At 54.0% G+C, this 22,682-nt stretch carries 22 protein-coding genes; 10 read left to right on the top strand and 12 right to left on the bottom strand.

Translation table 11 applies throughout. From position 1 onward, the window contains the following. Positions 1-181: 181 nt before the first annotated feature. From ABJM21_RS05400 to ABJM21_RS05370, 7 genes are all read left to right on the top strand, one after another. On the top strand, positions 182-1,378 hold the full coding sequence (locus tag ABJM21_RS05400) for a M23 family metallopeptidase (protein WP_348300248.1): 1,197 nt from the start codon (positions 182-184) through the stop codon (positions 1,376-1,378). Continuing rightward, positions 1,371-1,793 (top strand): polymer-forming cytoskeletal protein, encoded by a 423-nt coding sequence (locus ABJM21_RS05395; protein WP_348300249.1) that lies wholly within the window; start codon positions 1,371-1,373, stop codon positions 1,791-1,793. Before ABJM21_RS05400 ends, ABJM21_RS05395 begins: the two co-directional genes overlap by 8 nt. A 397-nt stretch (positions 1,794-2,190) precedes the next feature. Beyond that, entirely contained in the window at positions 2,191-2,745 is a 555-nt protein-coding gene (locus tag ABJM21_RS05390; protein ID WP_348300250.1) for a dihydrofolate reductase family protein, read from the top strand. A gap of 463 nt (positions 2,746-3,208) precedes the next feature. After that, positions 3,209-4,573 (top strand): S41 family peptidase, encoded by a 1,365-nt coding sequence (locus ABJM21_RS05385; RefSeq protein ID WP_348300251.1) that lies wholly within the window; start codon positions 3,209-3,211, stop codon positions 4,571-4,573. A 10-nt stretch (positions 4,574-4,583) separates the two neighbouring features. Beyond that, positions 4,584-5,060 (top strand): disulfide bond formation protein B, encoded by a 477-nt coding sequence (locus ABJM21_RS05380; protein WP_348300252.1) that lies wholly within the window; start codon positions 4,584-4,586, stop codon positions 5,058-5,060. Next, complete coding sequence (locus ABJM21_RS05375) at positions 5,060-5,599, top strand: demethoxyubiquinone hydroxylase family protein (RefSeq protein WP_348300253.1); 540 nt, start codon at positions 5,060-5,062, stop codon at positions 5,597-5,599. The genes ABJM21_RS05380 and ABJM21_RS05375 overlap by 1 nt, the downstream gene beginning before the upstream one ends. A 71-nt stretch (positions 5,600-5,670) precedes the next feature. Further along, on the top strand, positions 5,671-6,315 hold the full coding sequence (locus ABJM21_RS05370; RefSeq protein ID WP_348300254.1) for a hypothetical protein: 645 nt from the start codon (positions 5,671-5,673) through the stop codon (positions 6,313-6,315). Between the two features lie 5 nt (positions 6,316-6,320). Here the strand turns inward: ABJM21_RS05370 and ABJM21_RS05365 are convergent, their stop codons facing one another. From ABJM21_RS05365 to ABJM21_RS05340, 6 genes are all read right to left on the bottom strand, one after another. Then, positions 6,321-6,788, bottom strand: a complete 468-nt coding sequence (locus ABJM21_RS05365; RefSeq protein ID WP_348300255.1) for a hypothetical protein — start codon at positions 6,786-6,788, stop codon at positions 6,321-6,323. Between the two features lies 1 nt (position 6,789). Continuing rightward, positions 6,790-8,559 (bottom strand): DUF885 domain-containing protein, encoded by a 1,770-nt coding sequence (locus ABJM21_RS05360; protein WP_348300256.1) that lies wholly within the window; start codon positions 8,557-8,559, stop codon positions 6,790-6,792. A gap of 82 nt (positions 8,560-8,641) precedes the next feature. Next, a complete protein-coding gene (locus ABJM21_RS05355) occupies positions 8,642-10,168 on the bottom strand; it encodes a PH domain-containing protein (protein WP_348300257.1) in 1,527 nt (508 codons plus the stop codon). Next, positions 10,165-10,704, bottom strand: a complete 540-nt coding sequence (locus ABJM21_RS05350; protein WP_348300258.1) for a PH domain-containing protein — start codon at positions 10,702-10,704, stop codon at positions 10,165-10,167. The genes ABJM21_RS05355 and ABJM21_RS05350 overlap by 4 nt, the downstream gene beginning before the upstream one ends. 53 nt (positions 10,705-10,757) lie before the next feature. After that, positions 10,758-11,762, bottom strand: a complete 1,005-nt coding sequence (locus ABJM21_RS05345) for a nitronate monooxygenase (RefSeq protein WP_348300259.1) — start codon at positions 11,760-11,762, stop codon at positions 10,758-10,760. Between the two features lie 319 nt (positions 11,763-12,081). Continuing rightward, positions 12,082-13,347, bottom strand: a complete 1,266-nt coding sequence (locus ABJM21_RS05340; protein ID WP_348300260.1) for an aspartate kinase — start codon at positions 13,345-13,347, stop codon at positions 12,082-12,084. Between the two features lie 71 nt (positions 13,348-13,418). Here ABJM21_RS05340 and ubiG point away from each other — a divergent pair, with 71 nt between their 5' ends. Genes ubiG through ABJM21_RS05325 form a run of 3 tightly spaced genes read left to right on the top strand, consistent with a single transcriptional unit; the run spans position 13,419 to position 15,251 of the window. Then, entirely contained in the window at positions 13,419-14,192 is a 774-nt protein-coding gene (gene ubiG / locus ABJM21_RS05335) for a bifunctional 2-polyprenyl-6-hydroxyphenol methylase/3-demethylubiquinol 3-O-methyltransferase UbiG (RefSeq protein ID WP_348300261.1), read from the top strand. Further along, on the top strand, positions 14,189-14,653 hold the full coding sequence (locus tag ABJM21_RS05330; RefSeq protein WP_348300262.1) for a GNAT family N-acetyltransferase: 465 nt from the start codon (positions 14,189-14,191) through the stop codon (positions 14,651-14,653). Before ubiG ends, ABJM21_RS05330 begins: the two co-directional genes overlap by 4 nt. Before the next feature lies 1 nt (position 14,654). Continuing rightward, the gene (locus ABJM21_RS05325; RefSeq protein ID WP_348300263.1) at positions 14,655-15,251 is read left to right on the top strand and encodes a YdeI/OmpD-associated family protein; all 597 of its coding nucleotides are present in this window, start codon (positions 14,655-14,657) and stop codon (positions 15,249-15,251) included. 19 nt (positions 15,252-15,270) lie between these two features. Here the strand turns inward: ABJM21_RS05325 and ABJM21_RS05320 are convergent, their stop codons facing one another. The 6 genes from ABJM21_RS05320 to gltB form a co-directional block, all read right to left on the bottom strand. Further along, a complete protein-coding gene (locus ABJM21_RS05320) occupies positions 15,271-15,693 on the bottom strand; it encodes a DUF3224 domain-containing protein (RefSeq protein WP_348377516.1) in 423 nt (140 codons plus the stop codon). Between the two features lie 41 nt (positions 15,694-15,734). Beyond that, on the bottom strand, positions 15,735-16,406 hold the full coding sequence (locus ABJM21_RS05315) for a glutathione S-transferase family protein (RefSeq protein WP_348300265.1): 672 nt from the start codon (positions 16,404-16,406) through the stop codon (positions 15,735-15,737). Between the two features lie 100 nt (positions 16,407-16,506). After that, positions 16,507-16,944 (bottom strand): hypothetical protein, encoded by a 438-nt coding sequence (locus ABJM21_RS05310; protein WP_348300266.1) that lies wholly within the window; start codon positions 16,942-16,944, stop codon positions 16,507-16,509. A gap of 127 nt (positions 16,945-17,071) precedes the next feature. After that, the gene (locus ABJM21_RS05305) at positions 17,072-17,407 is read right to left on the bottom strand and encodes a VOC family protein (protein WP_348300267.1); all 336 of its coding nucleotides are present in this window, start codon (positions 17,405-17,407) and stop codon (positions 17,072-17,074) included. Between the two features lie 173 nt (positions 17,408-17,580). Then, positions 17,581-18,105 carry an N-acetyltransferase family protein gene (locus ABJM21_RS05300; protein WP_348300269.1) on the bottom strand — a complete coding sequence of 175 codons (525 nt, stop codon included), beginning with the start codon at positions 18,103-18,105 and terminating at the stop codon, positions 17,581-17,583. Positions 18,106-18,115: 10 nt separating this feature from the next. Beyond that, positions 18,116-22,642 (bottom strand): glutamate synthase large subunit, encoded by a 4,527-nt coding sequence (gltB, locus tag ABJM21_RS05295; protein ID WP_348300270.1) that lies wholly within the window; start codon positions 22,640-22,642, stop codon positions 18,116-18,118. Between the last annotated feature and the right edge of the window lie 40 nt (positions 22,643-22,682).

Here is a 22,682-nt window from a genome sequence, read left to right as displayed (position 1 = left end):
CGAGAAAGTGACAAACCGCACAAACGAATCGAAAAAAACCATTACTGTCGGTTAATTTTACATTAATTTTGCAACTCACCGCAGACCTGTTTCGACTCGTCACGACTCGCGTCAACAGGATTCGCCCCGTTAACGACCCTCTGCTAGCTCGGCTTCGGGGATTAGTAAGAGTAATCGGGTCATGCAAAATCACAAAACCAAGGAAGGGCTGTTCGCCCGTTTGGATCATATGTTCACAGATCGCGAATTTTTCATGCGCGCTAACGGACAGGTCCGGTTCCTTACCATTTCTGGAAAATTACAAAAACGAGTCGCGATCGGTGTCAGCGCGATTATTGGCCTTTGGCTGATGATCACATTGGCCATGACCGTGAATCAACTGACGGTAACTAGCGAGCGGATGGCGCTGGCGGAGAAAGAAGCCGCAGTAAACAGCAGTGAAAGCCGGGTTGCTGAATATAAGAATTCAATTGACGGTGTCGCAAAAGACCTGATCCAGCGTCAGGAAGCGATAGAGCAGATAACACAGCAATTTATTGGCGAAGAAACGGGCGCGGAAGCAGAGAGCCTGATCGAATCAGAGAATAAGCTTTCGGAAAATACCAAAAAAATCAGCGCTGCCTTTCCGGAGGCGGCGGAACTTGCCCGGCTCGAAGCGCGTCAGATTGCTTTTGCGCACCGGCTGACGAGTGCGGCAATGAAACGTACTGCACGCGCCGAGGCCGCGATCCGCGGATTCGGGCTCAACCCTGAAAAACTTGCAGCATTATCGAATGAAGCTGTCGGTGGTCCTTATATCCCGTTTTTTGCCGATGGCGAGAAAGAGCTTCATCCCACGCTGGAGCGTTTGAACAATGCCTTGCTGCGGATGGACCAGCTAGAGCGCACATTGCTCACCATTCCTTCGGCCATGCCAGCGGATATCACGATGATGTCAAGCGGCTATGGCTATCGCCGCGATCCCTTTACCGGCGGCGGCGCGATGCATAGCGGGATTGATTTTAAAGGGCCGCATGGCCAGCCTATATTGTCAGCTGCGGGCGGCACGATTTCTCATGCAGGGTGGAAATCGGGCTATGGCAAAACGGTGGAAATAACGCATGGCAATGGCCTGATGACGCGCTATGCGCACCTGTCCAAAATTCATGTGACCACTGGTCAAAAAGTGAAACAAGGCTTACAAGTGGGGGCTATGGGAAGTACCGGACGTTCAACTGGAACACATCTTCATTTCGAAGTGCGCCTGAACGGCACCGCAGTAAACCCCCGACCATTTCTGGAGGCGAATACAGATGTTCTCAAAGTCCAAGCCGTCGCAAGACAGCGAACCAACGCACCAAAGAAGCGTACCGAAAAGTCAGGCTCCAGCCGTGGCTAGAAGCAGCGCAAGTAACGGATCAAGCTTCTCCATCATTGGAGACGGCATCACCATCACCGGCAATATCGAAGCGAAAGTCGACCTGCATATTGACGGTGAGGTCATCGGCGACATCAGATGCCTGTCGCTGGTTCAAGGTCCATCAAGCAAGATCCAGGGCGCTATCGTCGCTCAGAATGCCAGCCTGTCCGGCTCAGTCGAAGGGTCGATTGAAGCTGGCGATCTCGTGATCAGCTCCAGCGCCCGTATCGGCGGTGACGTATCTTATGAAAATGTCACGATTGAACAAGGCGGTCATGTTGACGGCAAGTTCAAGCATAAGAGCGCAAAATCCCCGAATCTGGCAAAGACCACCGTCGATATGGCGAAAAAGTCTCCACCCTTGGAACTGACTTCGGACGATAAAGCCGCTTAACCGACGCTTTTCCAGCGAAGTTCACAGAGTTCACAGAGTCCGTATGGGGCTTTTCGATGGTGGTGTAAGCGGCGTCTCTAACGTCTTTCCACTTCCAGTCAAACTGCACTTCGGTAATGGCAGGCCCTGTTTTTAAAGGCTTCATAATGACATCTACGGTGCCAAAGTCGTTGATTGATTTAGGGGCTGGGTTAAGCACTCATCGCTTAAATCCACTCTAGAATTCATACGACTTTTTGTCATCAGCACCAAGGAGGCTCGATGAAGCGAAAACGGCTGCTTTAGAGCAAAAGCACGTTGACCCGCTAGGGACTTTTCCATATCAAAGTAAGCAGTAAAAGGAGTGCTCTGTCAGTGATCAAGTAATTTCCCGTTATGTCGAAGCCAATAGGCTTCATTGGAAATTTCTGTACAGGAGCATAAAATGCACCCCATTATCTATGATGTCGCCGTCTCGCTTGACGGTTTCATATCTGGCGAGTCCGGAGACATTTCAAAATTCGCACATGAAGGTCCGGCTGTTGAAGATTACGCAAAGCGGCTTGCCTACTACAAAACCGCAATCATGGGTCGAAAGACCTATGAGTTTGGGTATGATTTTGGTCTGAAACCCGGACAAAACCCCTATCCTCACATGGAAACAATTGTGTTCTCTAACACATTGCAGGTGCCTGACGGATCGGAGATTTCCGTTCGCAAACGTCCTGCGTCTGAAGATATCCGAGAAATAGCACGCAATTCAGCCGGATCTGTTTACCTTTGCGGTGGTGGAGATTTCTCCGGTTGGATGCTGGATCAGGGGTTGATTGACCGAGTGGTCCTAAAGCGAGCACCATGCCTCTTCGGGACTGGCACGGGGCTATTTGGAAAAATGTCACATTCTCTTAACATGTCTCGGATCAATACAAAAACCTATGAGAATGGGTATATTCTGGAAGAATTCGAAACATAAATTAGCATCTTGAAGCGGGCAGTCAGGCTATCTGTTCGATTGTCTGCTTCGTCCGCACTGTGTCAATTAATACGAGGTGCGGCCAATGGCATATCAGGTGGCACAAACGGTCTTTTCAGGCCCATTTGGTTGTGTCGTGATCGTTCGGCACGGTTTTATCTGACGTCGGCAAAGTTCACACAATTCTCACTTCCCCCAAGGTCTCTGCAGACAAGCGCGGTGCCCGGTCAAAGTTCACACAATTCACACCCGTCTTCGCAAGGGGCGAATACTCTTGGCCATGGCACATTCCTGCCAAGATAGACGCAGATTGATATTCAAATTTGAGAAAGAGCCGCGCTGAAAATATCACAGCGATGGCGGTGTAGGAAAGCGTTTCATCGTCATAGTTGGTTAAGGTCCTTGGCATTATCACTGTTTCGCGCCTATATTCGCGCTTATAGAGATTCACAGGACTCCAAATATGAAAAAGCCATTCTTGCAAGCGACAGCTCTGGTACTGACTGTAGCGCTGTTGCCCGCGACCACCTCTGCGATTTCCGCTGTCGACGCGAATACCTATCGCGAGATGGAGCAGTTTATGAGCGTGTTTGACCGGGTACGCACGGATTATGTCGATCAAGTGGATGATGCAGACCTGATCAAGGGCGCGATTAATGGCATGCTGGGCAGCCTTGATCCGCACAGCAGCTTTTTGGATGCGCGCGATTTTGAAAATCTGCGGACACAGACAGACGGCAATTATGGTGGTCTTGGTCTGTCGGTCACGATGGAAGATGGTGCCGTAAAAGTCATTGCCCCGTTCAAGGATACACCGGCAGATAAAGCAGGCGTGAAGGCCGGCGACTATATCACCCATATCGATGGTTCACTCATCTATGGCGGTTCGCTCGATGAAGCTGTGGAAGAAATGCGCGGCAAGCCAGGTTCGCCGATTAAATTGACAATCGTTCGGCCGGGCCGGGACAAGCCATTTGATGTGTCGATGAACCGGGCCGTCATTGATCTCAAGCCGGTAAACTGGGAAGTGAAAGACAAGGTCGGTGTGATCAGCATTACCAGCTTCTCGAACGATACCGGTGCAGACGTGAAAGCTGCGATTGTCGCCATTGACAAGTCACTGGGCAAGAAGCCGCTGGGCTATATTCTGGACATGCGCTCCAATCCGGGCGGTCTGCTCGATGAAGCGGTCAATGTCTCTGACGTCTTCCTGTCACGCGGTGAGATTGTGTCGCAGCGTGGCCGTGGTAAGTCCGATATTGAGCGGTATTTTGCTAAAACCGGCGATGCGGCCAACGGCCTGCCGGTCATTGTTTTGATTGATGCAGGCTCTGCCTCGGCTTCGGAAATTGTTGCCGGCGCTCTGCAAGACCATCATCGCGGTCTGGTCATGGGCGAACGCAGCTTTGGTAAGGGATCCGTCCAGACATTGCTGCCCCTGTCCAACACCTCGGCGCTGCGCCTGACCACGGCGCGTTATTACACGCCGTCCGGAAAATCGGTGCAGGAAGGCGGCATTGAGCCAGATATCATGGTCCCGCAATTGTCTGACCCGGATTACAAGACCCGTCCGCGGTTCCGCGAATCTGATCTGCGCAAGCATCTCATTAACGAGGTGAAGCTGGAAGATGATGTGCTGGAAGAAGATGCAAAGGACGATCCGCGCTTCACGAAAACAGCGGAAGAGCTGGAAAAAGAAGGCATTGAGGATTTCCAGTTGCACTATGCGCTGCAAGCTATCGGGCGTTTGGGACCAGAAGGTTTGAAAGTGGCGATGAACAAGGCGGCAGCGAAAAAGTCAGCGAAACCGGTAACCGCTAAAAACTAGGAAGCCGGATATGGCCTTTTCCCGTGCAGCCCTTTGGCTGTCTCTGATCGTTCCCGGCGCTTTGCTTGGCGGGGCTCTGATCAGCCAATATGTCTTTGGCCTCTATCCCTGCGAAATGTGCATGTGGCAGCGCTGGCCGCATTTGGTCGCGATCATCTTGGCGATGGGGGCGATGGCTCTGCGTGGCCATAAGCTATCAAAATTTATCGTCGCTGATGCAGCGTTGGCGATATTGGTCAGTGGGCTAATTGGCGGATTTCACGCCGGGGTTGAATATGGATGGTGGGAAGGGATTACGTCCTGTGCCACCACCGTGCCAGCGGGCGGCGATATGCTCGATTCGATTATGAATGCGCCACTGGTGCGCTGTGACGTTGCGCCTTGGTCGCTCTTTGGTATTTCGCTAGCCGGGTTTAATTTCCTCTTGTCTGTTGGCGGTGCGATCCTCATCTTGGTCTTATTGGCAATGGGCCGAAAGGATGCGTGATGGCTGAAGAAACATTAGGCAAAACCAAACCGGATATCGCCTCGATGATCCGCGTCAATCAGGCCGGTGAATATGGTGCAGCACAAATATATAAAGGCCAGCTAGCCGTTATGGGCGACGATGCGCCGGACAGCAGCGCTATCCATCATATGGCAGAGCAGGAAGAACGCCATCTTGAGGCTTTTGACCGGATGATTGTCGAGCGCAATGTCCGGCCAACGATATTGCAGCCCTTTTGGCAGGTTGCCGGATATGCGCTTGGTGCGGGAACAGCGATTATGGGGCCGCGCGCCGCCATGGCTTGTACCGCCGCGGTCGAAACCGAAATTGACCTGCATTATCAGGAGCAGATGGAGCAGCTGGAATCCGAAAATGAGCCAGAGCTGCTCAGTAAGATTGCGGAGTTTCGTGAAGAAGAACTCGAGCATAAACAGACAGCGATTGAATCGGGTGCTGAAGAGACGCCAGGTTATCCGGTATTGAGTGCCGCCATTCGACTGGGCTGCAAGGTTGCGATCGGGCTTTCCAAACGAATTTAATTGGTCAAACGTTTCTGACTGGATTATTGCTCTTCAGCGCGGGTTCATTCAGTCGCTGGCAAAGGATTATCATGATTAAAACCGCTCTTTTTTCCGCCCCACTGCTGCTCGCAGCCGGTATGTTCGCAACCCCGGCAATGGCGCAGGATGCGGCTGGTGACCGGGTCAATCAGCTGGTTATTTATGGCGACGACCCCTGTCCGCAAAGCACCGATGGTGAGATTGTTGTCTGCGCGCGCAAGGATGAATCGGAACGATATAGGATTCCCGAGACATTGCGGGCCGATCCCAATAACCCAAAAAATGATGCATGGGCGGAACGTGTCCGTTCTTATGAATATGTTGGTAAAAGTGGGACACAAAGCTGCTCCCCGACGGGCGCTGGCGGTTTCACCGGTTGTACGCAGCAATTGCTGACACAGGCTTATGCCGAAAAAGGGCAGGATGATACGGTCAACTGGGGCCGGTTAATCGAAGAAGAACGCCAGAAACGCCTCGCCCGAATTGATGGCGAAGCCGAAGCGGTCGAAGAGCGGCTGCGCGAAATTGAAGCACAGCGTGAGGCCCGCGAAGCCGGTGCCGCCGAAGCGCGCGCGCGGTTGGAAGCGCAAGATGCCGAAGCGCTACAAGCCGAACGTGCCGGCAATGATTTGGCAGTTCCGCCGGGAGCAGACGAAACGCCGCCGCCTGTTCCTGCGGATGATGAAAGTCAGTAAAACGCCTAATTTCCAGAATTCAGGCTTTTGAAGGATTGTTTGAAATCTTCCCTTGATTGAATTTCTAACAAATCATCCAACGTATCTTTGAAGCTGAATGATGTAACGGCCCAACCCTCTTTCCCTCGGTAGAATTTTAGCTCGGCATAGAGCGCATATTTTTCCTGAAATACGATATAGCTATGCTCGACATATTTGTTCGACGCATTTCGTGAGCTAATTAACTCCCAACCCTCCACTTTGCCGTAATTGATGAGGAATGTGTCGAGAGTTTGGATTAGGTTTATTTTTTCCGCTGGTCCGGTCTCAACCAAAGGTGCTTTGACGAGCAAGTTTTCTATTGTGCTCTTAGCGTCTCCTTTCTTGAGGTCGCCCATAATCGAATCTGCTATGCTCTCGGGCGTTGCCTGCGCAAAAGAGGGTGCCGCGATGACAAGGCTAGCGATTGCCAGCGTGGTTCGAAAGATGTTCACCCTATTTCTTCCCTTCAATCCAGCGGTTTACCTGCGCCTCTAATATATCGAGCGGCACTGCGCCTTGGCCCAGCACCACGTCATGAAATTCGCGCAGATCAAATTTCGCACCGAGTTGCTCGGTCGCTTTTGTCCGTAGTTCGCGGATTTTCAGTTCACCCATTTTATAAGCCAGCGCCTGTCCGGGCCAACTGATATAGCGGTTCACCTCAGCCTCGATATTGGCGGGGCTCAGGGCCGTATTATCGGTCATGAAATCAATTGCCCGCTGCTTGCTCCAGCCTTTGCTGTGGATGCCGGTATCCACCACCAAGCGGGTCGCGCGCCACATTTCATAGGACAGTCGGCCCATATCTTTAGCGGGCGTATCATAGAGGCCCATTTCAATGCCAAGTCGTTCTGAATAGAGGCCCCAGCCTTCGACAAAGGCAGTGAAAAATGCGCCGTGCTTGCGGAAGTCAGGCATGTCGAGTTCTTGTTGCAGGGCGATCTGCATGTGATGTCCGGGCACCGCTTCATGGACGCTCAGCGCGGGAATTTCCCAGAAGGGCCGCTGGTCCAGCTTGGAAGTGTTGACATAGTAGAAACCGGCAATGCCAACATCCGGCGATCCCGGATTATAATAGGCCGTGGTTGTGCCTTCTGCGGTTTCAGCCGGGATTTCCTTGATGCCATAAGGCAAGCGCGCCAGTTTGCCGATGATGGACGGCATTTTGCCATCGATCAGCTTGGTCACCCGTGCGACTTTTTCCATCAGCTCTTCAGGCGTTTTGGCATAATATTTGGGGTTGGTGCGAAGGTCCTCGATAAATGCCTCGCGACTTTCAAAGCCGGCTTTTTTCGCAACCTGCACCATCTCGGCACGGATGCGGGCAACTTCGGAAACGCCGATATTGTGGATTTCGTCCGCTGACTTTTCGGTCGTCGTCATCTGGCGGATCCGGAAATCGTAATATTTATCACCACCGGGTTGGGCAGACACACCCGGAGCCTTGGCGCATTTGGGCGCATATTGAGTCTCATACCAGTCGAGATGCTCTTTCAGCGCCGGTGTAATGACCGTGTTGATCGTTTCGGCTGCACTAGCAGCGAGCTGGTCAAAACTGGCCTGATCAATGCCATCAGGTTTAGTGCGCTCAAACGGATCGAAGAAGCGCGATTCCTTTGGATCTTCCTTGATCAGTCCGGAAATGCTGGTTTCATAGCCGACCATCGAAACGCACGGTTGGACATAGCCGCCTTTCAGCGCCTGATTCGCAACCGATAGTGACTGGCTGTGGATCGCGCCATATTTCTTCAGCCGATTGATATAAGTCTGATAATCCTGCGCGTTGCGAAAGGGCAGGTTGTTTTGCATGCTTGCAAAACTTTGATGCCAGCCACCGCGATTGGTGAAATTGATCGTGCGCTGGCCATAGGTGCTGGCCTCGACCTGTTCGGACAGGCTGCGGTGGAGGATACCGAAATTAGTTTTGTCGTCTTCCGAAAGGCTGTTTTGATCAATCTTGTCGAGCTGACTGAGCCAAGCCTTGGCTTTCTCAACTCTCTTGTCTTCGCCCGCAAGGCTGTAGTCGCTCACCCGGCCATCCGGATCATCAACGCCTAGCGAAGACGCAAATTCGGGATATTGTTCCAGACTATAGGCCCAGAAATCATCGATAATCTGGTGCAGCTCCGATGACTTTGGCGTGTCACCGTCCTGTGCATGGATCGGCGCGCTGAACGCCAGCGCCGATAATGAAACCAATATTGTGAAATGTCCCCGGCGCATAAAGCCCTCCTCCAAAAAATATCTCTTGTAACTATCGTGGATATTCGGCGGCTGGTGTCAAGCGCCATGTTTATTTGCGCGGCTATATAAGCTGTTCGCGCAGTGCCATGGCTTGCTCTCTCGGAATATCGTTGATTTTGAGCGGGGACATGGCTGAACCGCCAGCTATCCCCACTGTCACGGTGGCAAGATCAAGCGGATGGTCCAGCGGTGACTGGCTGATGTCGACCGTTTGAATCTTGCGGATCGGCAATATCGTCAGCTTGCGCCGCCACCATCCGGCGCGGACAAAGAGCTGCGTCGCGGTCAGCGCATATTGATGATAGCGCCAGTTCAGGAACATCACCGCGATGATCGGAATGGCAAGTAATATCAGCGCATACAGGCCGGGATGAACGAAAAGGCCATTGCCTATACTGACCGCACTCAGGACGATGGTCAGTATCACAGCATCGCGCCACCAAAGCGCAGCATCAACGCGCTGGAATTGCAGATCGGGCGTGACATTGGCGATATTGGTCTCGGCCAATATTGGATCAACTTCTTCTATCTGGGCACAGGGCGCCGCGCTATGGTCGCTCTCTCCGCTGCCATCGCTGGCAAGGGACTGGAACTTCAGATGATGCCAGCCAAAGCGCTGACGGATCGGACTGGTTCGCAGAATCGCCGCCTGCACGCGGTGGATTGGCATCACCATATCGGTAAGTGTGAACAGCCCCCGCCGACGCCGAAAACCCGGCTGGCCGGTGTCCACACGATCCAGGCGGAAGCCATATTCGCGAATAAAGGTCCGGATGATACCGCTGCCTATGCCAACGGCGATCAGCGAAATCAGCGCGCCAACAGCCCCGGCAATTTGCGCGGTAAAGCTGAGCCCGTTGACCACATCCTGTTCGGACAATTGCTCTGCCCAATACCAGGGATTGAAAAATTCATCCGGCAACAGGAAGTCGAGATTCTGGGCAATGGCCGCCAATATGGCGAGCAGGACGAAGGAAAAGTTGAACAGTCCGGCAATGAATATCCGGCGGTTGTCCATGGCAAAAATCGGCGGGCGTGCGTCTGTTTCCGAACTGTCGATAGCCCCATCGGTCCTATCCGAACCACTGGCGGCAATCCCTGATTTATAGTCGCGCAATGCGTCCCTGAGCGCTTGCGCGTCTGCCAGGGCCAGTGCATCCAGCTTGCCATCTTCGCCCGCTGAAGCACCGGTTTCCAGCTTCACTGTGGCGAGACCCAATATCCGGCTGACCAGTTTCTGCTCCAGACTGACGTCCTGTATCCGGTCAAACGGGATGGAGCGATTATTGCGGCTGATGAGACCGCTTTTGATGCGGATTTCCTTAGGCCCAATATGATAGGTGAAGCGCGACCAGATTAATGCTGTTACGCCGATAATGATGGTCATCAGGGCGAGGGCGGCCAGGCCGGCATAGACGATATTCTGATCGAACACGCTGAAATAGAGCACGCCCATGGCGATCAGATTCTGACCGATGGCGGAAACCGATTTCAAAATGATGCTGAGCGGATGCAGGCGGCGGAAGGATGTGTCATCATCCGTTTCCTGCACCATGGCTTCTGCCGATGTTATGGGCGCGTCATTCATATCATGTCTTGGCGAATATGGCCCTTGATAGTATCGCGCATGGATTCCGCATCTGGCGTGCTAAGGCCCGGTAAAGTGACGATGCTGTTATGCGTTCCGGCAGTGTGGACGATCAAGGTCGACAGCCCGAACATGCGCTGAAACGGTCCTTGCGCCACATCGATATGCTGGATGCGGTTAAAGGGCACGATGGTGTCGGTCCGCCACATGAAGCCACGAAGCACGCGCAATTGCTCGTCGCCCATGTCATAGCCCCAGCGGCGATAGATACGACCAGGAAGCATTACGAAAAGGAAGAGCGCGAACGCAGCGACCGGCCCGATGATCGATCCGGCGGCTAGAGGCAGTTCATTGCGGATCGCGAATTCGACAATCACCGCCGCGATGAATAAAATGCCGGTCATTATCCCAACATTCAGGCGGATGAGGGATTTTTGCGGTGGATGAAGCGGCGTCAGCCCCTGATTATAGGCCCGCGCCTTGTCCTGTTCCATTTCCGCGAGAGGGTCGTCGATGGTAGAAACGGTTTCTGTCATTGCCAGACTATGCCGCAGCTGTGTTATTTAGGCAAGACAGATAGGTCTTCGTGCTAACGTGCCAGTGCTGTTTCGGCTTCGTCAGTCAGCGTCTTGATAATATCCGCAACGCTTTCCTCGGCCTTGACCATGCCGACCGACTGTCCGGCCATCACGCTGCCAGTTTCGACATCACCATCAATCACAGCCTTGCGCAGAGCTCCGGCCCAGAAATGTTCAATCTGCAACTGCGCCTCGCCCATTTCAATCTCGCCAGCGTCGAGCAGCTTGGCGACCTCAATCTGCTTGCGGGTGAATTCCTCGGTGCCTTTGTTCTTCAATGCGCGCACCGGGATGACCGGCAGGCGTGGATCAACTTGAACGCTGGTTATAGCATCGCGGGCATTGCCGCGCATGAAGGCTTTTTTGAAATCGGGATGGGCAATCGATTCATGCGCGCAGACAAAGCGCGTGCCGAGCTGAACACCGCTTGCACCCATTTCGAGATAAGCGCCAATCATCTCGCCGGTGCCAATACCGCCAGCAACAAAGACCGGCAATTGATCGGCAATTTGCGGCAGGATTTCTTGCGCGAGCACAGAGGTAGAGACCGGCCCGATATGACCGCCCGCCTCCATGCCTTCGATGACAATGGCGTCCACGCCAGAGCGGATGAACTTCTTGGCCAGCGCCATGGCAGGGGCAAAGCAAATCACCTTCGCGCCAATTTCCTTGATCGCCTCGAGGCTGCCCTTCGGTGGAAGACCACCGGCAAGAACCACATGGCTGACGTCATGATTGCCGCAGGTTTCGATCAGCTTCATCAGGTCGGGATGCATGGTGATAAGGTTGACGCCAAAGGGCTTGCTGGTCAGTTTTTTCGTCTCTGCAATCTCGGTATCGAGCAATTCCGGGGTCATCGCGCCGCAGGCAATGACGCCAAAGCCGCCTGCATTGGAAATCGCGCTAACGAGGTTGCGCTCGGACACCCAGCTCATCGCGCCGCACATGATCGCGGTTTCGCTGCCCAGCAGGTCTGTACCGCGTTGCATTAAAGTGGAGAGTTTTGATTGGGTCATAGATCAACTTTATTCAGAAGGGTTTACGATAAATTAGAGCTCAGCCTGTATCTGTTTGCACTTGTCTTTAAGGAGGTTAGATGTCGGAATCTACAAAGGTATTCTTTGGCGCGATACTTTTTTCGGTCTATGGGCCGTTTCTCTTATACACCTATAAGTTTCCAATCCATGCTCAGCTAATCGCAAGTAGATTGGGTATCCGAAAAGTTTTCTTAATGGATAGAGACCTTGAGCCGACGTTCTTCACCCTAGGCATGGGCCTGTTGTTTTGTTTTATCGCGTTGTTCGCAATGTACAGACTTTTAACAATGAAACACCATTAAGCTGCATCCTCTGCATCCAGGCCATAGGCAGTGTGAAGCACCCGCAGCGCCAATTCGGTATAATCTTCCTCGATCAACACGCTGACCTTGATCTCGGATGTCGTAATCGCCTGAATATTAACGCCGCGATCGGCGAGCGATTTAAACATGGTCGAGGCGACACCGGCATGGCTTTTCATACCGACACCGACGACTGAGATTTTCGCGACATTCGTATCGGAAATCAGCCGGTTATAACCGATGCTCTCCTTAGCGGTCTCGAGTACCTGCATGGTCCGGTCGAGATCGCTGGTTGGCGCGGTAAAGGTCACATCGGTCTCGCCTTTTTCGCGGCCGACATTCTGAATGATCATATCCACATTGATGGCGGCTTCCGCCAGCGGTTCAAAGATATTTGCCACAGCACCCGGTTGGTCGGGCACGCGGGTCAGGGTGATTTTGGATTCATTCTTGTCATGGGCAATACCCGTTATGAGTTGACGCTCCATATCCTCTTTCTCCATTTCACTTTCGCTGACGATCATCGTTCCCGGCAGATCATCAGCACTCGGTGCGCCATCCTCGGTAAAGGAGGACAGCACCTGAATACGCACATTTTCTTTCATCGCCAGGCCGACCGAGCGCGTCTGCAGCACTTTCGCGCCGACGCTGGCCAGTTCCAGCATTTCTTCGAAGGTCACGGTTTTCAGCTTGCGCGCCCGTGTTACAATGCGCGGGTCGGTCGTATAAACGCCGTCGACATCGGTATAGATATCGCAGCGGTCGGCTTTGACCGCTGCCGCAATCGCAACCGCGCTGGTATCAGATCCGCCGCGCCCCAAAGTCGTTATCCGGCCATCTTGACTAATCCCCTGAAAGCCCGGGATGATCGCGATTTCACCGCTTTCCATAGAGGCGGTCAAGTCATCGGCATCAATGGTTTCGATCCGCGCCTTGCTATGCGATTCGATCGTGCGGATCGGCATTTGCCAACCCAGCCAGCTGCGCGCCTTGGCACCCAGCGATTGCAGGGCAATGGCTAGCAGGCCGGATGTGACTTGCTCGCCGCTGGCGACTACAACGTCATATTCCGCAGCATCGTAAAGCGAGCTGGCTTCGCGGCAGAAATTGACCAGCCGGTCGGTGTCACCTGCCATGGCTGAGACGACGACAGCGACTTCATGCCCGGCATCGGCCTGTTGCTTGACGATTTGCGCAACCCGGCGGATACGTTCGATCCCCGCCATCGACGTGCCGCCAAATTTCATCACTATCCGTGCCATGATGCCTGTTATCTGTCTTTCTGTTGAAAAAGGGTCTGAACGAGACGCGCAGGCTGTGATAAAGAGAGGATATGACAAACGCAAGCATCAGCAAGAGCCCAAGCACTGATCAGCTTTCAGGCACAACCAAAAGCACGATAAACCCACAAGAAGCCGCGCATTTTGGTGCCTTAGCGGCGGACTGGTGGGACTCGAACGGGTCGTCGGCCATGCTGCATCGGCTCAATCCGGTACGGCTCGGCTATATAAGGGATGCGATCAACCTGCATTTCGGCGTCGAAGCCACTGATTTGCGGCCACTGGCGGGCAAACGTGGGCTGGATGTAGGCTGCGGCGCCGGGCTGGTTTGCGAGCCTCTGGCGCGGATGGGCGCGTCGGTTACTGGTCTTGATGCTGCGCCGGAAAATATCGCTGCGGCCAAAGCCCATGCGGAGCCCCAGCAGCTGGATATCGACTATCGCAATATCGCGATCGAAAAGTTCGGTGAGAGCGGCTTTGATCTGGTGACTTCGCTCGAAGTGATCGAACATGTTGATGATAGCGATAGTTTTGTGGCGGGATTGGCCAATGCGTTGGCGGATGATGGCTTGATGATCCTGTCGACGCCCAATCGCACCGCGATGTCGAAACTGATGTTGGTAGATCTCGCTGAAATGACGGGACGCATTCCCAAGGGGACACATCATCATGATCAGTTTTTCACGCCGGTTGAGCTGGAAAAACTGCTCGGGCAGGCGGGCCTGCAGGTGATCGATACCACAGGAATATCATACAGCCCGGCTCATGGTTTTTCGTTGTCGGACAATCTGGCGCTCAATTATTTGATGACAGTGGTGCGAGGATGAGCGCCACAGTTCGTCCTTATGTCGTGGCGGATAAGGCTGCCTGCCTGGCTTTGTTCGACAGCAACGTGCCGCGTTATTTTGATGCGAGCGAGCGCCCCGCCTTTGCTGATTTTCTGGACGGGCCAGACGGGGATTATTTTGTCCTTGAGCGGGACTCTCAAATCTGCGGTTGCGGCGGTTTTGCGAGAGAAGATCGCGGGCAGGCGCATTTCACCTGGGGCATGGTCGATAATGCTCATCATGGTTCCGGGCTTGGCCGGATGCTCGCGGAATATCGTCTGCAAGCGATTGAATCGTCTGGCAGATTTCAGGAAGTGGAGCTTTTCACGACGCCGCAAATTGCGCCTTTCTTCGCAAAATTCGGTTTTAAAACCATGGGTGTCGAGAAAGATGGCTTTGCGCCGGATATGGACAAGGTACAGATGCTCAAGAAACTGACTGTGGCGGAACAGGCCGGTTAGGGTGACAAAACGAGATCCGCGCATCGACGATTATATTGATAAGGTGCAGGATTTTGCCAAACCGATATTGCTTCATCTGCGCGCTTTGGTGCATCAAGCCTGCCCGGACATTGAAGAGGCGATGAAGTGGAGCATGCCGTTTTTCACGCTGGGCGGCAAAAATCTTTGTAACATGGCCGCTTTTAAAGAGCATGCTGCATTCGGTTTCTGGGAAGGTTTGAATGTCGAAACGCCTAAAGCCGGAGAGGCGATGGGTCACTTTGGACGGATAGAATCATTGGATGATTTGCCGCCCGATAGCGAGCTGATTGAGATGATTATCTCGGTCGCCAAACGGCTGGAACAGGGTAGTAGTCCTAAAGTTCGACCTGCTAGATCGAAGCCGGTGAAGGTGCCGCCATTACCGGATGATCTTGCCGAGGCGATAACGGCCAACGCGACCGCACAAAGGTGTTATGACGGTTTTGCACCCGGCCAAAAGCGCGATTACATTGAATGGGTGATCGAAGCGAAGCGGAAGGAAACGCGGCAACGCCGGATTGCCCAAGCGGTTATATGGATGTCCGAGGGCAAGGATAGAAACTGGAAATATCGCTGACGGAATAACGGACGATCAATCAGCTTTCCGGCAGGCTGTAGTCAATCGTATAGCTATGCTTTCCCTCGACATTTTGAATATCCATAGTTCCGCTAATGCCGCTTAGCTCATCGGTGCCGCTGTCCGGGACGATGACGATCGAAAGGTCCTGACTATCTTTGGTCATCGTACCGCGATGGGTGACGATGAAGCTTCCCTGCTTCCCGTTTAGCGAGCCAGTGATGGTTTCCAGAGCAACATAGACGCGTGCGCCAGTGGCTTCGTTGCCGCCAGCCATCATCTGGCCCGTGCTGGTTCCAGTCAAGTCGCCGGTGAAGGTCTTGTTAAGCGCCATGCGCGCCGGGCTTTCGCCTTCGCCGGAGACTGGCTTCACATCAACTTCGAAAGCGCCGCTGCCATGATGCATTTTCATTTCCTCCGCTACCGCCGGACCAGCTGCCATTAGGGAGGCTGTGACCGCAAAAATAAAAGGGCTTCTTGCTATCAAAAGTCCACTTTCTCGTAATGGGCGGGGGGCGTGATGACTTCCATGCGCTCTGACAATAATGGCCGGAAAGAGGGCCGCGATTTGAACATCGCATACCAGGCCTTGGTCTGCTCATGGCCGGTCCAGTCAATCCCGCCGAGATAATCCGCGACGGAGATTTGTGCCGCGGCGGTCAGGTCCGCGAGGCTCATCGTCGCGCCGGCCAGCCAGCTGCGATGGTCGATCAGATAGTCGATATAATCGAGATGGACATTGGCGCGGCGCATCGCTTCGCGCAGCATTTTGGCATCGGGTGGTTGACGGTGGACAATGCGCTTGTGCATCCGTTCGTATAATAGAGGCGCGGTGACATCGCCGTAAAACTGTTCATCAAACCAGGCAACGAGCCGTCGGATTTCGGCCCGGTTGGTCGCGGTGCCGTTGATCATCGGGGTCTTTTCGACGGTCTCTTCAATATATTCGCAAATCGCGATGCTATCGACAAGGACAATATCCCGTTGATCGTGCCGCATAACCGGTGTGCGGCCAGCCGGGTTCATATCCAGAAATTGATCCCGCTGTTCCCAGGGCGATTCGCGCACCAGCTCATAGCCGACGGATTTCTCGCCCATCAGCAGGCGGACTTTGCGCGAAAACGGACAAAGAGGAAATTGGAATAACTGCCACATATTGTTGCTGTTAATCGGGTTTGTGCTGCGGGGGAAGGGGCTTGATGCCTGAAACTGTCAATAGCGGGTCAGGCGCCCGGATATAGGCTATGGTTAGGCGCTATTCGCGCTCTTCCATCCGGCGTTTCATTCTTTCCCCCATGGCTTTGAGCTGCGGAAGCAAGGCGCCAAATTCACTGGCCATGATCCCCATCATTGCGGTGCCAGTGCGCATCTTGTCTTCCATATCGGCATTGAAATTCGGGTTATCGCCTGCGGCCAGATCGCCCAGAGTGGCGTCGGGATCAATAAGAGAAAATGTATCGCGATCATCCATGCCTTCAGGCACGGCTTTCTCCATTGCGCTGGCAAATTGGCCAATGGGCAGGTCCATCATCGCGGTCATAAAGCCAGACATCATGGCAACCATGCCGTCTTGAAAAGCGGGATCATTGAGTTTCTCGATCATCTCGGATTCAGGTGCCTCGTCTTGGGCGGAGGCAGGTGCGGCAAGACTCATAGATACCGCCAAAAGGGGAAGAGCAAGAAAATGTCGCATAAAGCCTCCTAGATCATTGTCGTTAGACTCCGTCTAGCAAGCTGCATCTGAGTCAAAGCTGAACCCACAAAGATTCTGCCAGCAACTATTGTAAACAGTTGTAACGAGAACGAGAGGGCTATCGCGTTCAGCCAGACTTATAGATCGCCAAGCGGTTCCTGGAAGGATCGAGACATTCAAAACGCCGACCGCCAGGATAAGCGAAAATCTCTTTGACGATTTCACCTCCCGCCGCTTTCACCTGCGCCAGAGCGGTTTCAAGATCATCCGTTTCAAAGGTCGGCATGGGTGCTGCTGGTTCCTCGCCAGTGGCGAGGCCAATTTGTACGGGCCCGCCTTCGACCGCCGCATATTCTGGACCATAATCGGTAAAGGCAAAGCCAAACGCTTTTTCGTAAAAGGCCTTGCTCGCGCCAAGATCGGACGCTTTCATTTCCATATAATTGGGAGTGATTTTTGGCATGGTTTTGGCTCCTATTGATAGGGAAGCAGATTTGGGTGCACAGGAGACAAGGCCGGTAAGCCCAAGCAGGCCAATCCCTGCCACCACATTGCGCCGATCTGTCATAGATCAGTTATAGCAGAAGGTGAGATCAAAACAAGAACATAGAGGGTGCAGGTCTAAGACGTTTTGGTCTAGCCAAATTTCGGGTGGCCGCTACGTCGCTCCAAGGTTACTACGTCTCGCCATTGCCCAGCCAAAGGCCCAAAGGTCATTTTCCCAATCCGTTCCCTGCGACCCAAGGTTTTAAAACCGGCTTTTTGGTGCAGCTGCATACTCGCTTCATTCTCGGGAAAAATACCAGCAGTCAGGGTCCAAATACCTTGATCTTCGGAGGCCGAGATTATGGCTTGTAGGAGCGCCATGCCGATTCCCATACCCATGAATTTTTTGCTGACATAGACACTTTCTTCGGCAACTCCTGCATAGACGCAGCGCGAAGACGTCGGACTTAACGCTGCCCATCCCGCTAGCTCGGCGTTTACAAAGGCGCCGAGGCGGGGTGTTTCCAGGTGACTCTGGTCCCACTCATCCCAACTTGGTGCGCGTTCCTGAAATGTCGCGTGACCGGTATCCATGCCTTGCTGGTAGATATCCAGAATAGCATCAGCATCGGCGGCCGTGAGGCTTTGAACAACAACATCTGTCGTCGTCGTCATTGCAACTGGCTCACTCCGCAGCCTCAATCGCTTCACTATCCGACAGGGGATGATCCAATCGGTTCACCATCTCCTTCGGACAAACCTGCCAGAAGCGTTCGCGCCAGCGGTCCCAGTCGCGCAAGATCGTTTCCGACCAATTGCTGTCGGTGGTCCGGTGATGGGCTTCGATCAGGGATTTGAGATGCTCTTCCCAATAGTCGCTGTCCAGCCGCTGCCAGATGATGCTTTCGGGATTGGCATGTTTCTCAAAATCACGATCGAGATCTAGGATGAAGGCCATGCCGCCGGTCATACCAGCGCCAAAATTATTACCAACCGCGCCGAGGATCACTGCATTGCCGCCGGTCATATATTCGCAGCCATTGGCACCGCAGCCTTCCACAACCACATCCGCGCCGCTATTGCGGACGGCAAACCGTTCGCCGGCTTGTCCCGCTGCAAAAAGCTGACCAGAAGTCGCGCCGTAAAGCACGGTGTTGCCGATAATTGTATTGGCCTTGCTGTCGAGCGGAGAGCTTACCATTGGACGCACGACAATCTTGCCGCCGGACAGGCCTTTGCCAACATAGTCATTGGCATCGCCAAAGACCTCCAGCGTGATCCCCTGACAGAGAAACGCGCCGAGCGATTGACCGGCACTGCCGCGTAGGCGGACATGGACATGATCTTCGTTTAGCGCGGTCATGCCATATTTGGCGGTCACTTCGGCGGAAAAGCGCGTCCCGACCGCGCGATGCGTGTTGCGTACGGTATAAGTGAGCTGCATTTTCTCGCGGCGTTCGAAAACCGGTTTTGCATCGGCAATCATCTGGGCGTCGAGACTGTCGGGCACTTCATTGCGGTGGGTGGGTAGATTGAACGTCCGCTCGGTATCGGGGGCATCGACCTTTGCAAGGATCGGGTTGAGGTCGAGATCATCCAGATGCTCGGCTCCGCGACTGACTTGCCGCAGCAATTCGGTGCGCCCGATGACTTCTTCCAATGTCCGGTAGCCGAGCCGTGCGAGAATTTCACGAACCTCTTCGGCCATATAAGTCATCAGGTTGATGACCTTTTCCGGTGTACCGGTGAATTTCTCGCGCAGTTTTTCATCCTGCACGCAGACGCCGACAGGGCAGGTATTACTGTGACATTGCCGGACCATGATACAGCCCATGGCGACAAGGCTCAGCGTGCCGAGGCCAAATTCTTCCGCGCCCAAAATCGCGGCGATGACAATGTCGCGGCCGGTTTTCAGGCCGCCATCGGTGCGCAGTTTCACGCGGTGACGCAGACCGTTGAGGGTCAGCACCTGATTGGCTTCGGTCAGGCCCATTTCCCATGGCGTACCCGCAAATTTAATCGACGTTTGCGGTGATGCCCCGGTGCCGCCGGTATTGCCGGAAATCAGGATCACGTCGGCATGGGCCTTGGCAACACCAGCGGCAATCGTACCGATACCAGCGGCGGAAACGAGTTTCACACAGACCCGCGCTTTCGGGTTAATCTGTTTGAGATCGTAAATCAGCTGGGCGAGATCTTCGATAGAATAGATATCGTGATGCGGTGGCGGGCTGATCAGCGTGACACCCGGCGTCGAGTGACGCAGCTTAGCGATAAATTCGGTGACCTTGAAACCAGGCAATTGGCCGCCTTCACCAGGCTTGGCGCCTTGAGCGACCTTGATCTCGACCTCTTCGCAAGCGCCAAGATATTCGGCGGTGACACCAAAACGGCCAGACGCTACTTGCTTGATTGGGCTGGAGGCATTGTCGCCGTTCTCGAATGGCGTGTAGCGGCGCTTTTCTTCCCCGCCTTCGCCTGATACGGATTTCGCACCAATGCGGTTCATCGCAATGGCGAGCGTTTCATGCGCCTCTGGGCTAAGTGCGCCGAGGGACATGCCGGGTGTGTTAAAGCGTTTGCGGATTTCGGTAATCGCTTCCACTTCGTCGATCGGAATCGGTTCTGGCGCGTAGTTAAATTCCATCAGGTCGCGTAGGTAAACAGGCTCCAGTTCGCGCACACCTTGGGAGAATTGCAGGTAAGAGGAGTAGCTATCATGCGCGACTGCGCTTTGCAGCAAGTGCATCAGATGCGCGCTATAGGCGTGAGCCTCTCCGCCATCGCGTTGCTTGTAGAAACCGCCGACTGGCAAACGCACAACCGCCGCTTCAAAGGCTGCCTCATGTTTTTCCTGCGCATTGATAAACAGCGATGCATAGCCTTCGCCGGAAATCTTGGTCGGCATGCCGGGGAACAAGTCGTTACACAGCGCACGCGACAATCCCACAGATTCAAAATTATAGCCGCCGCGATAGCTGGAAATGACGGCAATGCCCATTTTGGACATGATTTTGAGCAAGCCTTCATCCACCGCTTTCTTGTGACGGGCGATACAGTCTTCCAGAGTCAGGCCATCGAATAGACCGCGTTTATGGCGGTCTTCAATCGCTGCTTCCGATAGATAGGCGTTCACGGTGGTTGCGCCGACGCCGATGAGCACAGCATAGCAATGGGTGTCGAGACATTCGGCAGCGCGCACGTTGACGGAAGCATAGGCCCGCAATCCCTTGCGCACCAAATGCGTGTGCACGGCGGCGGTCGCGATGACCATCGAGATACACATATGATCTTCGTCGATATTCTCGTCGGTCAGGAAAATTTCGGTCTTGCCCTGACGCACCGCTTGTTCTGCTTCATCGCGGATCCGAGCAATAGCATCGCGCAATTCAATCGCGCCGCCAGTGTTGGACATGGTGCAATCAATTTCGGCTACCGCATCGCCAAAGCTGGCCTTGAGCCGCTCCCACGCACCACAGCTGAGCACAGGACTATCGAGCACCAGAACATTTTCATTCTGGCTGTCTTTTTCCAAAATATTCGCGAGATTGGAAAAGCGTGTGCGCAGGCTCATCACATGCCGTTCACGCAGACTGTCGATGGGCGGGTTGGTGACCTGCGAAAAATTCTGGCGGAAGAAATGACTGACCTGACGCGGTTTCAGGCTGATCACCGCAAGCGGTGTGTCATCGCCCATGGACCCAATGGCTTCCTTGGCATCCTCAACCATCGGGGCGAGGATCACCTCCATGTCTTCCAGTGTATGGCCGGCAGCGGTCTGGCGGCGGATCAATTCTTCCTTGGAGAAATTCATTCCTGCATCCGTCGGAGCAGGCGGCAAATCTTCCATCGTGCGGAAGCCTTTGACGCGCTCGGCATAGGGTTCCTCGGACGCGATTTGGTCTTTAATCGCTTTATCTGTGAAGACGACGCCTTCCTGTAAATCAACGGCGATCATCTCGCCGGGACCAAGCCGGCCTTTGTCGATAATCTGGCTTTCGGGAACCACGACCATGCCGGTTTCCGATCCGATGATCAGCAGATTGTCAGAGGTCTTGCTGTACCGCAGCGGCCGCAGCGCATTGCGGTCCACACCTGCCACCGCCCACCGACCGTCGGTCATCGCCAGCGCAGCGGGGCCATCCCACGGCTCCATAACGCTCGCCATATATTCATACATGGCTTTATGTGCAGGATCTATATCCGCTTCATTCTGCCATGCTTCCGGGACCAGCATCAGCTTGGCGGTCGGCGCATCACGGCCCGACCGACAGATGGTTTCAAACACCGCGTCGAGGGCAGCGGTATCGGACGCACCCGCCGGGATAACCGGCTTGATATCTTCCGAGTGATCACCAAAGGCGAGACTCGCCATTTTGATCTCGTGGCTTTTCATCCAGTTCTTGTTGCCGCGGATCGTATTGACCTCGCCATTATGGGCCAGCGTCCGAAACGGCTGAGCCAGCCACCATTGCGGGAAAGTGTTGGTCGAATAGCGTTGATGGAAAATCGCGACGCGGCTTTCAAACCGCTCGTCTGTCAGATCAGGATAAAATACCGACAGGGACTCCGCGAGGAACAGGCCCTTATAGATGATCGAACGGCACGACAGGCTGCAAATATAGAAATCATGAATCTGCGCGGCGACAACTTTCTTCTCAATCCGGCGGCGAATGAGATAGAGGTTTTTTTCGAACTCCGCAGCGCTCTGGCGCTCCGGCAACGGGCCGGCGATCATGATCTGCTCAATTTCAGGCCGCGTATTTTGCGCCTTCACACCAATGACCGACACATCGACCGGCACCTGCCGCCAGCCGTAGATTTTATACCCGGCTTCGATAATTTCCGCTTCGACAATGGTCCGGCAAGTTTCCTGCGCGCTGAGATCGGTACGCGGTAAAAAGATCATGCCGACCGCGAGCCGGTTGGGCATGACTTTATGACCGCTATCCGCAATCGCATCATCAAAGAAGCGCGCAGGCAGGTCGACATGCAGCCCCGCGCCATCACCGGTCATGCCATCCGCATCTACTGCGCCGCGATGCCACACCGCTTTCAGCGCATCAATTGCTGACGACACCACCCGCCGCGATGGCTTGCCATCAGTCGCCGCGACCAGTCCGACGCCGCAGGCATCGGATTCAAATTCAGGCCGGTACATGCCGGTTTCGGCAAGGCGTTTATGTTCGGGCGTTGGATAGTGGTGCGTCATATCAATTTCATTTCAGTAGGTGGAAACAGCATTTGGTGCC

It is taken from the genome of Parasphingorhabdus sp., from assembly GCF_039977335.1.
In the GTDB taxonomy this organism is placed as follows: domain Bacteria; phylum Pseudomonadota; class Alphaproteobacteria; order Sphingomonadales; family Sphingomonadaceae; genus Parasphingorhabdus.
This window is presented reverse-complemented; position numbering and strand designations above follow the sequence as displayed.

Excerpts from the sequence above, each read along its gene's own strand:
- ABJM21_RS05330 (WP_348300262.1), top strand. The coding sequence starts at position 14,189 with ATGAGCGCCACAGTTCGTCCTTATGTCGTGGCGGATAAGGCTGCCTGC.
- ABJM21_RS05375 (WP_348300253.1), top strand. The coding sequence starts at position 5,060 with ATGGCTGAAGAAACATTAGGCAAAACCAAACCGGATATCGCCTCGATG.
- ubiG (WP_348300261.1), top strand. The coding sequence starts at position 13,419 with ATGACAAACGCAAGCATCAGCAAGAGCCCAAGCACTGATCAGCTTTCA.
- ABJM21_RS05315 (WP_348300265.1), bottom strand. The coding sequence starts at position 16,406 with ATGTGGCAGTTATTCCAATTTCCTCTTTGTCCGTTTTCGCGCAAAGTC.
- ABJM21_RS05355 (WP_348300257.1), bottom strand. The coding sequence starts at position 10,168 with ATGAATGACGCGCCCATAACATCGGCAGAAGCCATGGTGCAGGAAACG.
- ABJM21_RS05350 (WP_348300258.1), bottom strand. The coding sequence starts at position 10,704 with ATGACAGAAACCGTTTCTACCATCGACGACCCTCTCGCGGAAATGGAA.
- ABJM21_RS05370 (WP_348300254.1), top strand. The coding sequence starts at position 5,671 with ATGATTAAAACCGCTCTTTTTTCCGCCCCACTGCTGCTCGCAGCCGGT.
- ABJM21_RS05310 (WP_348300266.1), bottom strand. The coding sequence starts at position 16,944 with ATGCGACATTTTCTTGCTCTTCCCCTTTTGGCGGTATCTATGAGTCTT.
- gltB (WP_348300270.1), bottom strand. The coding sequence starts at position 22,642 with ATGACGCACCACTATCCAACGCCCGAACATAAACGCCTTGCCGAAACC.
- ABJM21_RS05320 (WP_348377516.1), bottom strand. The coding sequence starts at position 15,693 with ATGGCAGCTGGTCCGGCGGTAGCGGAGGAAATGAAAATGCATCATGGC.
- ABJM21_RS05345 (WP_348300259.1), bottom strand. The coding sequence starts at position 11,762 with ATGACCCAATCAAAACTCTCCACTTTAATGCAACGCGGTACAGACCTG.
- ABJM21_RS05360 (WP_348300256.1), bottom strand. The coding sequence starts at position 8,559 with ATGCGCCGGGGACATTTCACAATATTGGTTTCATTATCGGCGCTGGCG.
- ABJM21_RS05340 (WP_348300260.1), bottom strand. The coding sequence starts at position 13,347 with ATGGCACGGATAGTGATGAAATTTGGCGGCACGTCGATGGCGGGGATC.
- ABJM21_RS05300 (WP_348300269.1), bottom strand. The coding sequence starts at position 18,105 with ATGACGACGACGACAGATGTTGTTGTTCAAAGCCTCACGGCCGCCGAT.
- ABJM21_RS05400 (WP_348300248.1), top strand. The coding sequence starts at position 182 with ATGCAAAATCACAAAACCAAGGAAGGGCTGTTCGCCCGTTTGGATCAT.
- ABJM21_RS05385 (WP_348300251.1), top strand. The coding sequence starts at position 3,209 with ATGAAAAAGCCATTCTTGCAAGCGACAGCTCTGGTACTGACTGTAGCG.
- ABJM21_RS05305 (WP_348300267.1), bottom strand. The coding sequence starts at position 17,407 with ATGCCAAAAATCACTCCCAATTATATGGAAATGAAAGCGTCCGATCTT.
- ABJM21_RS05380 (WP_348300252.1), top strand. The coding sequence starts at position 4,584 with ATGGCCTTTTCCCGTGCAGCCCTTTGGCTGTCTCTGATCGTTCCCGGC.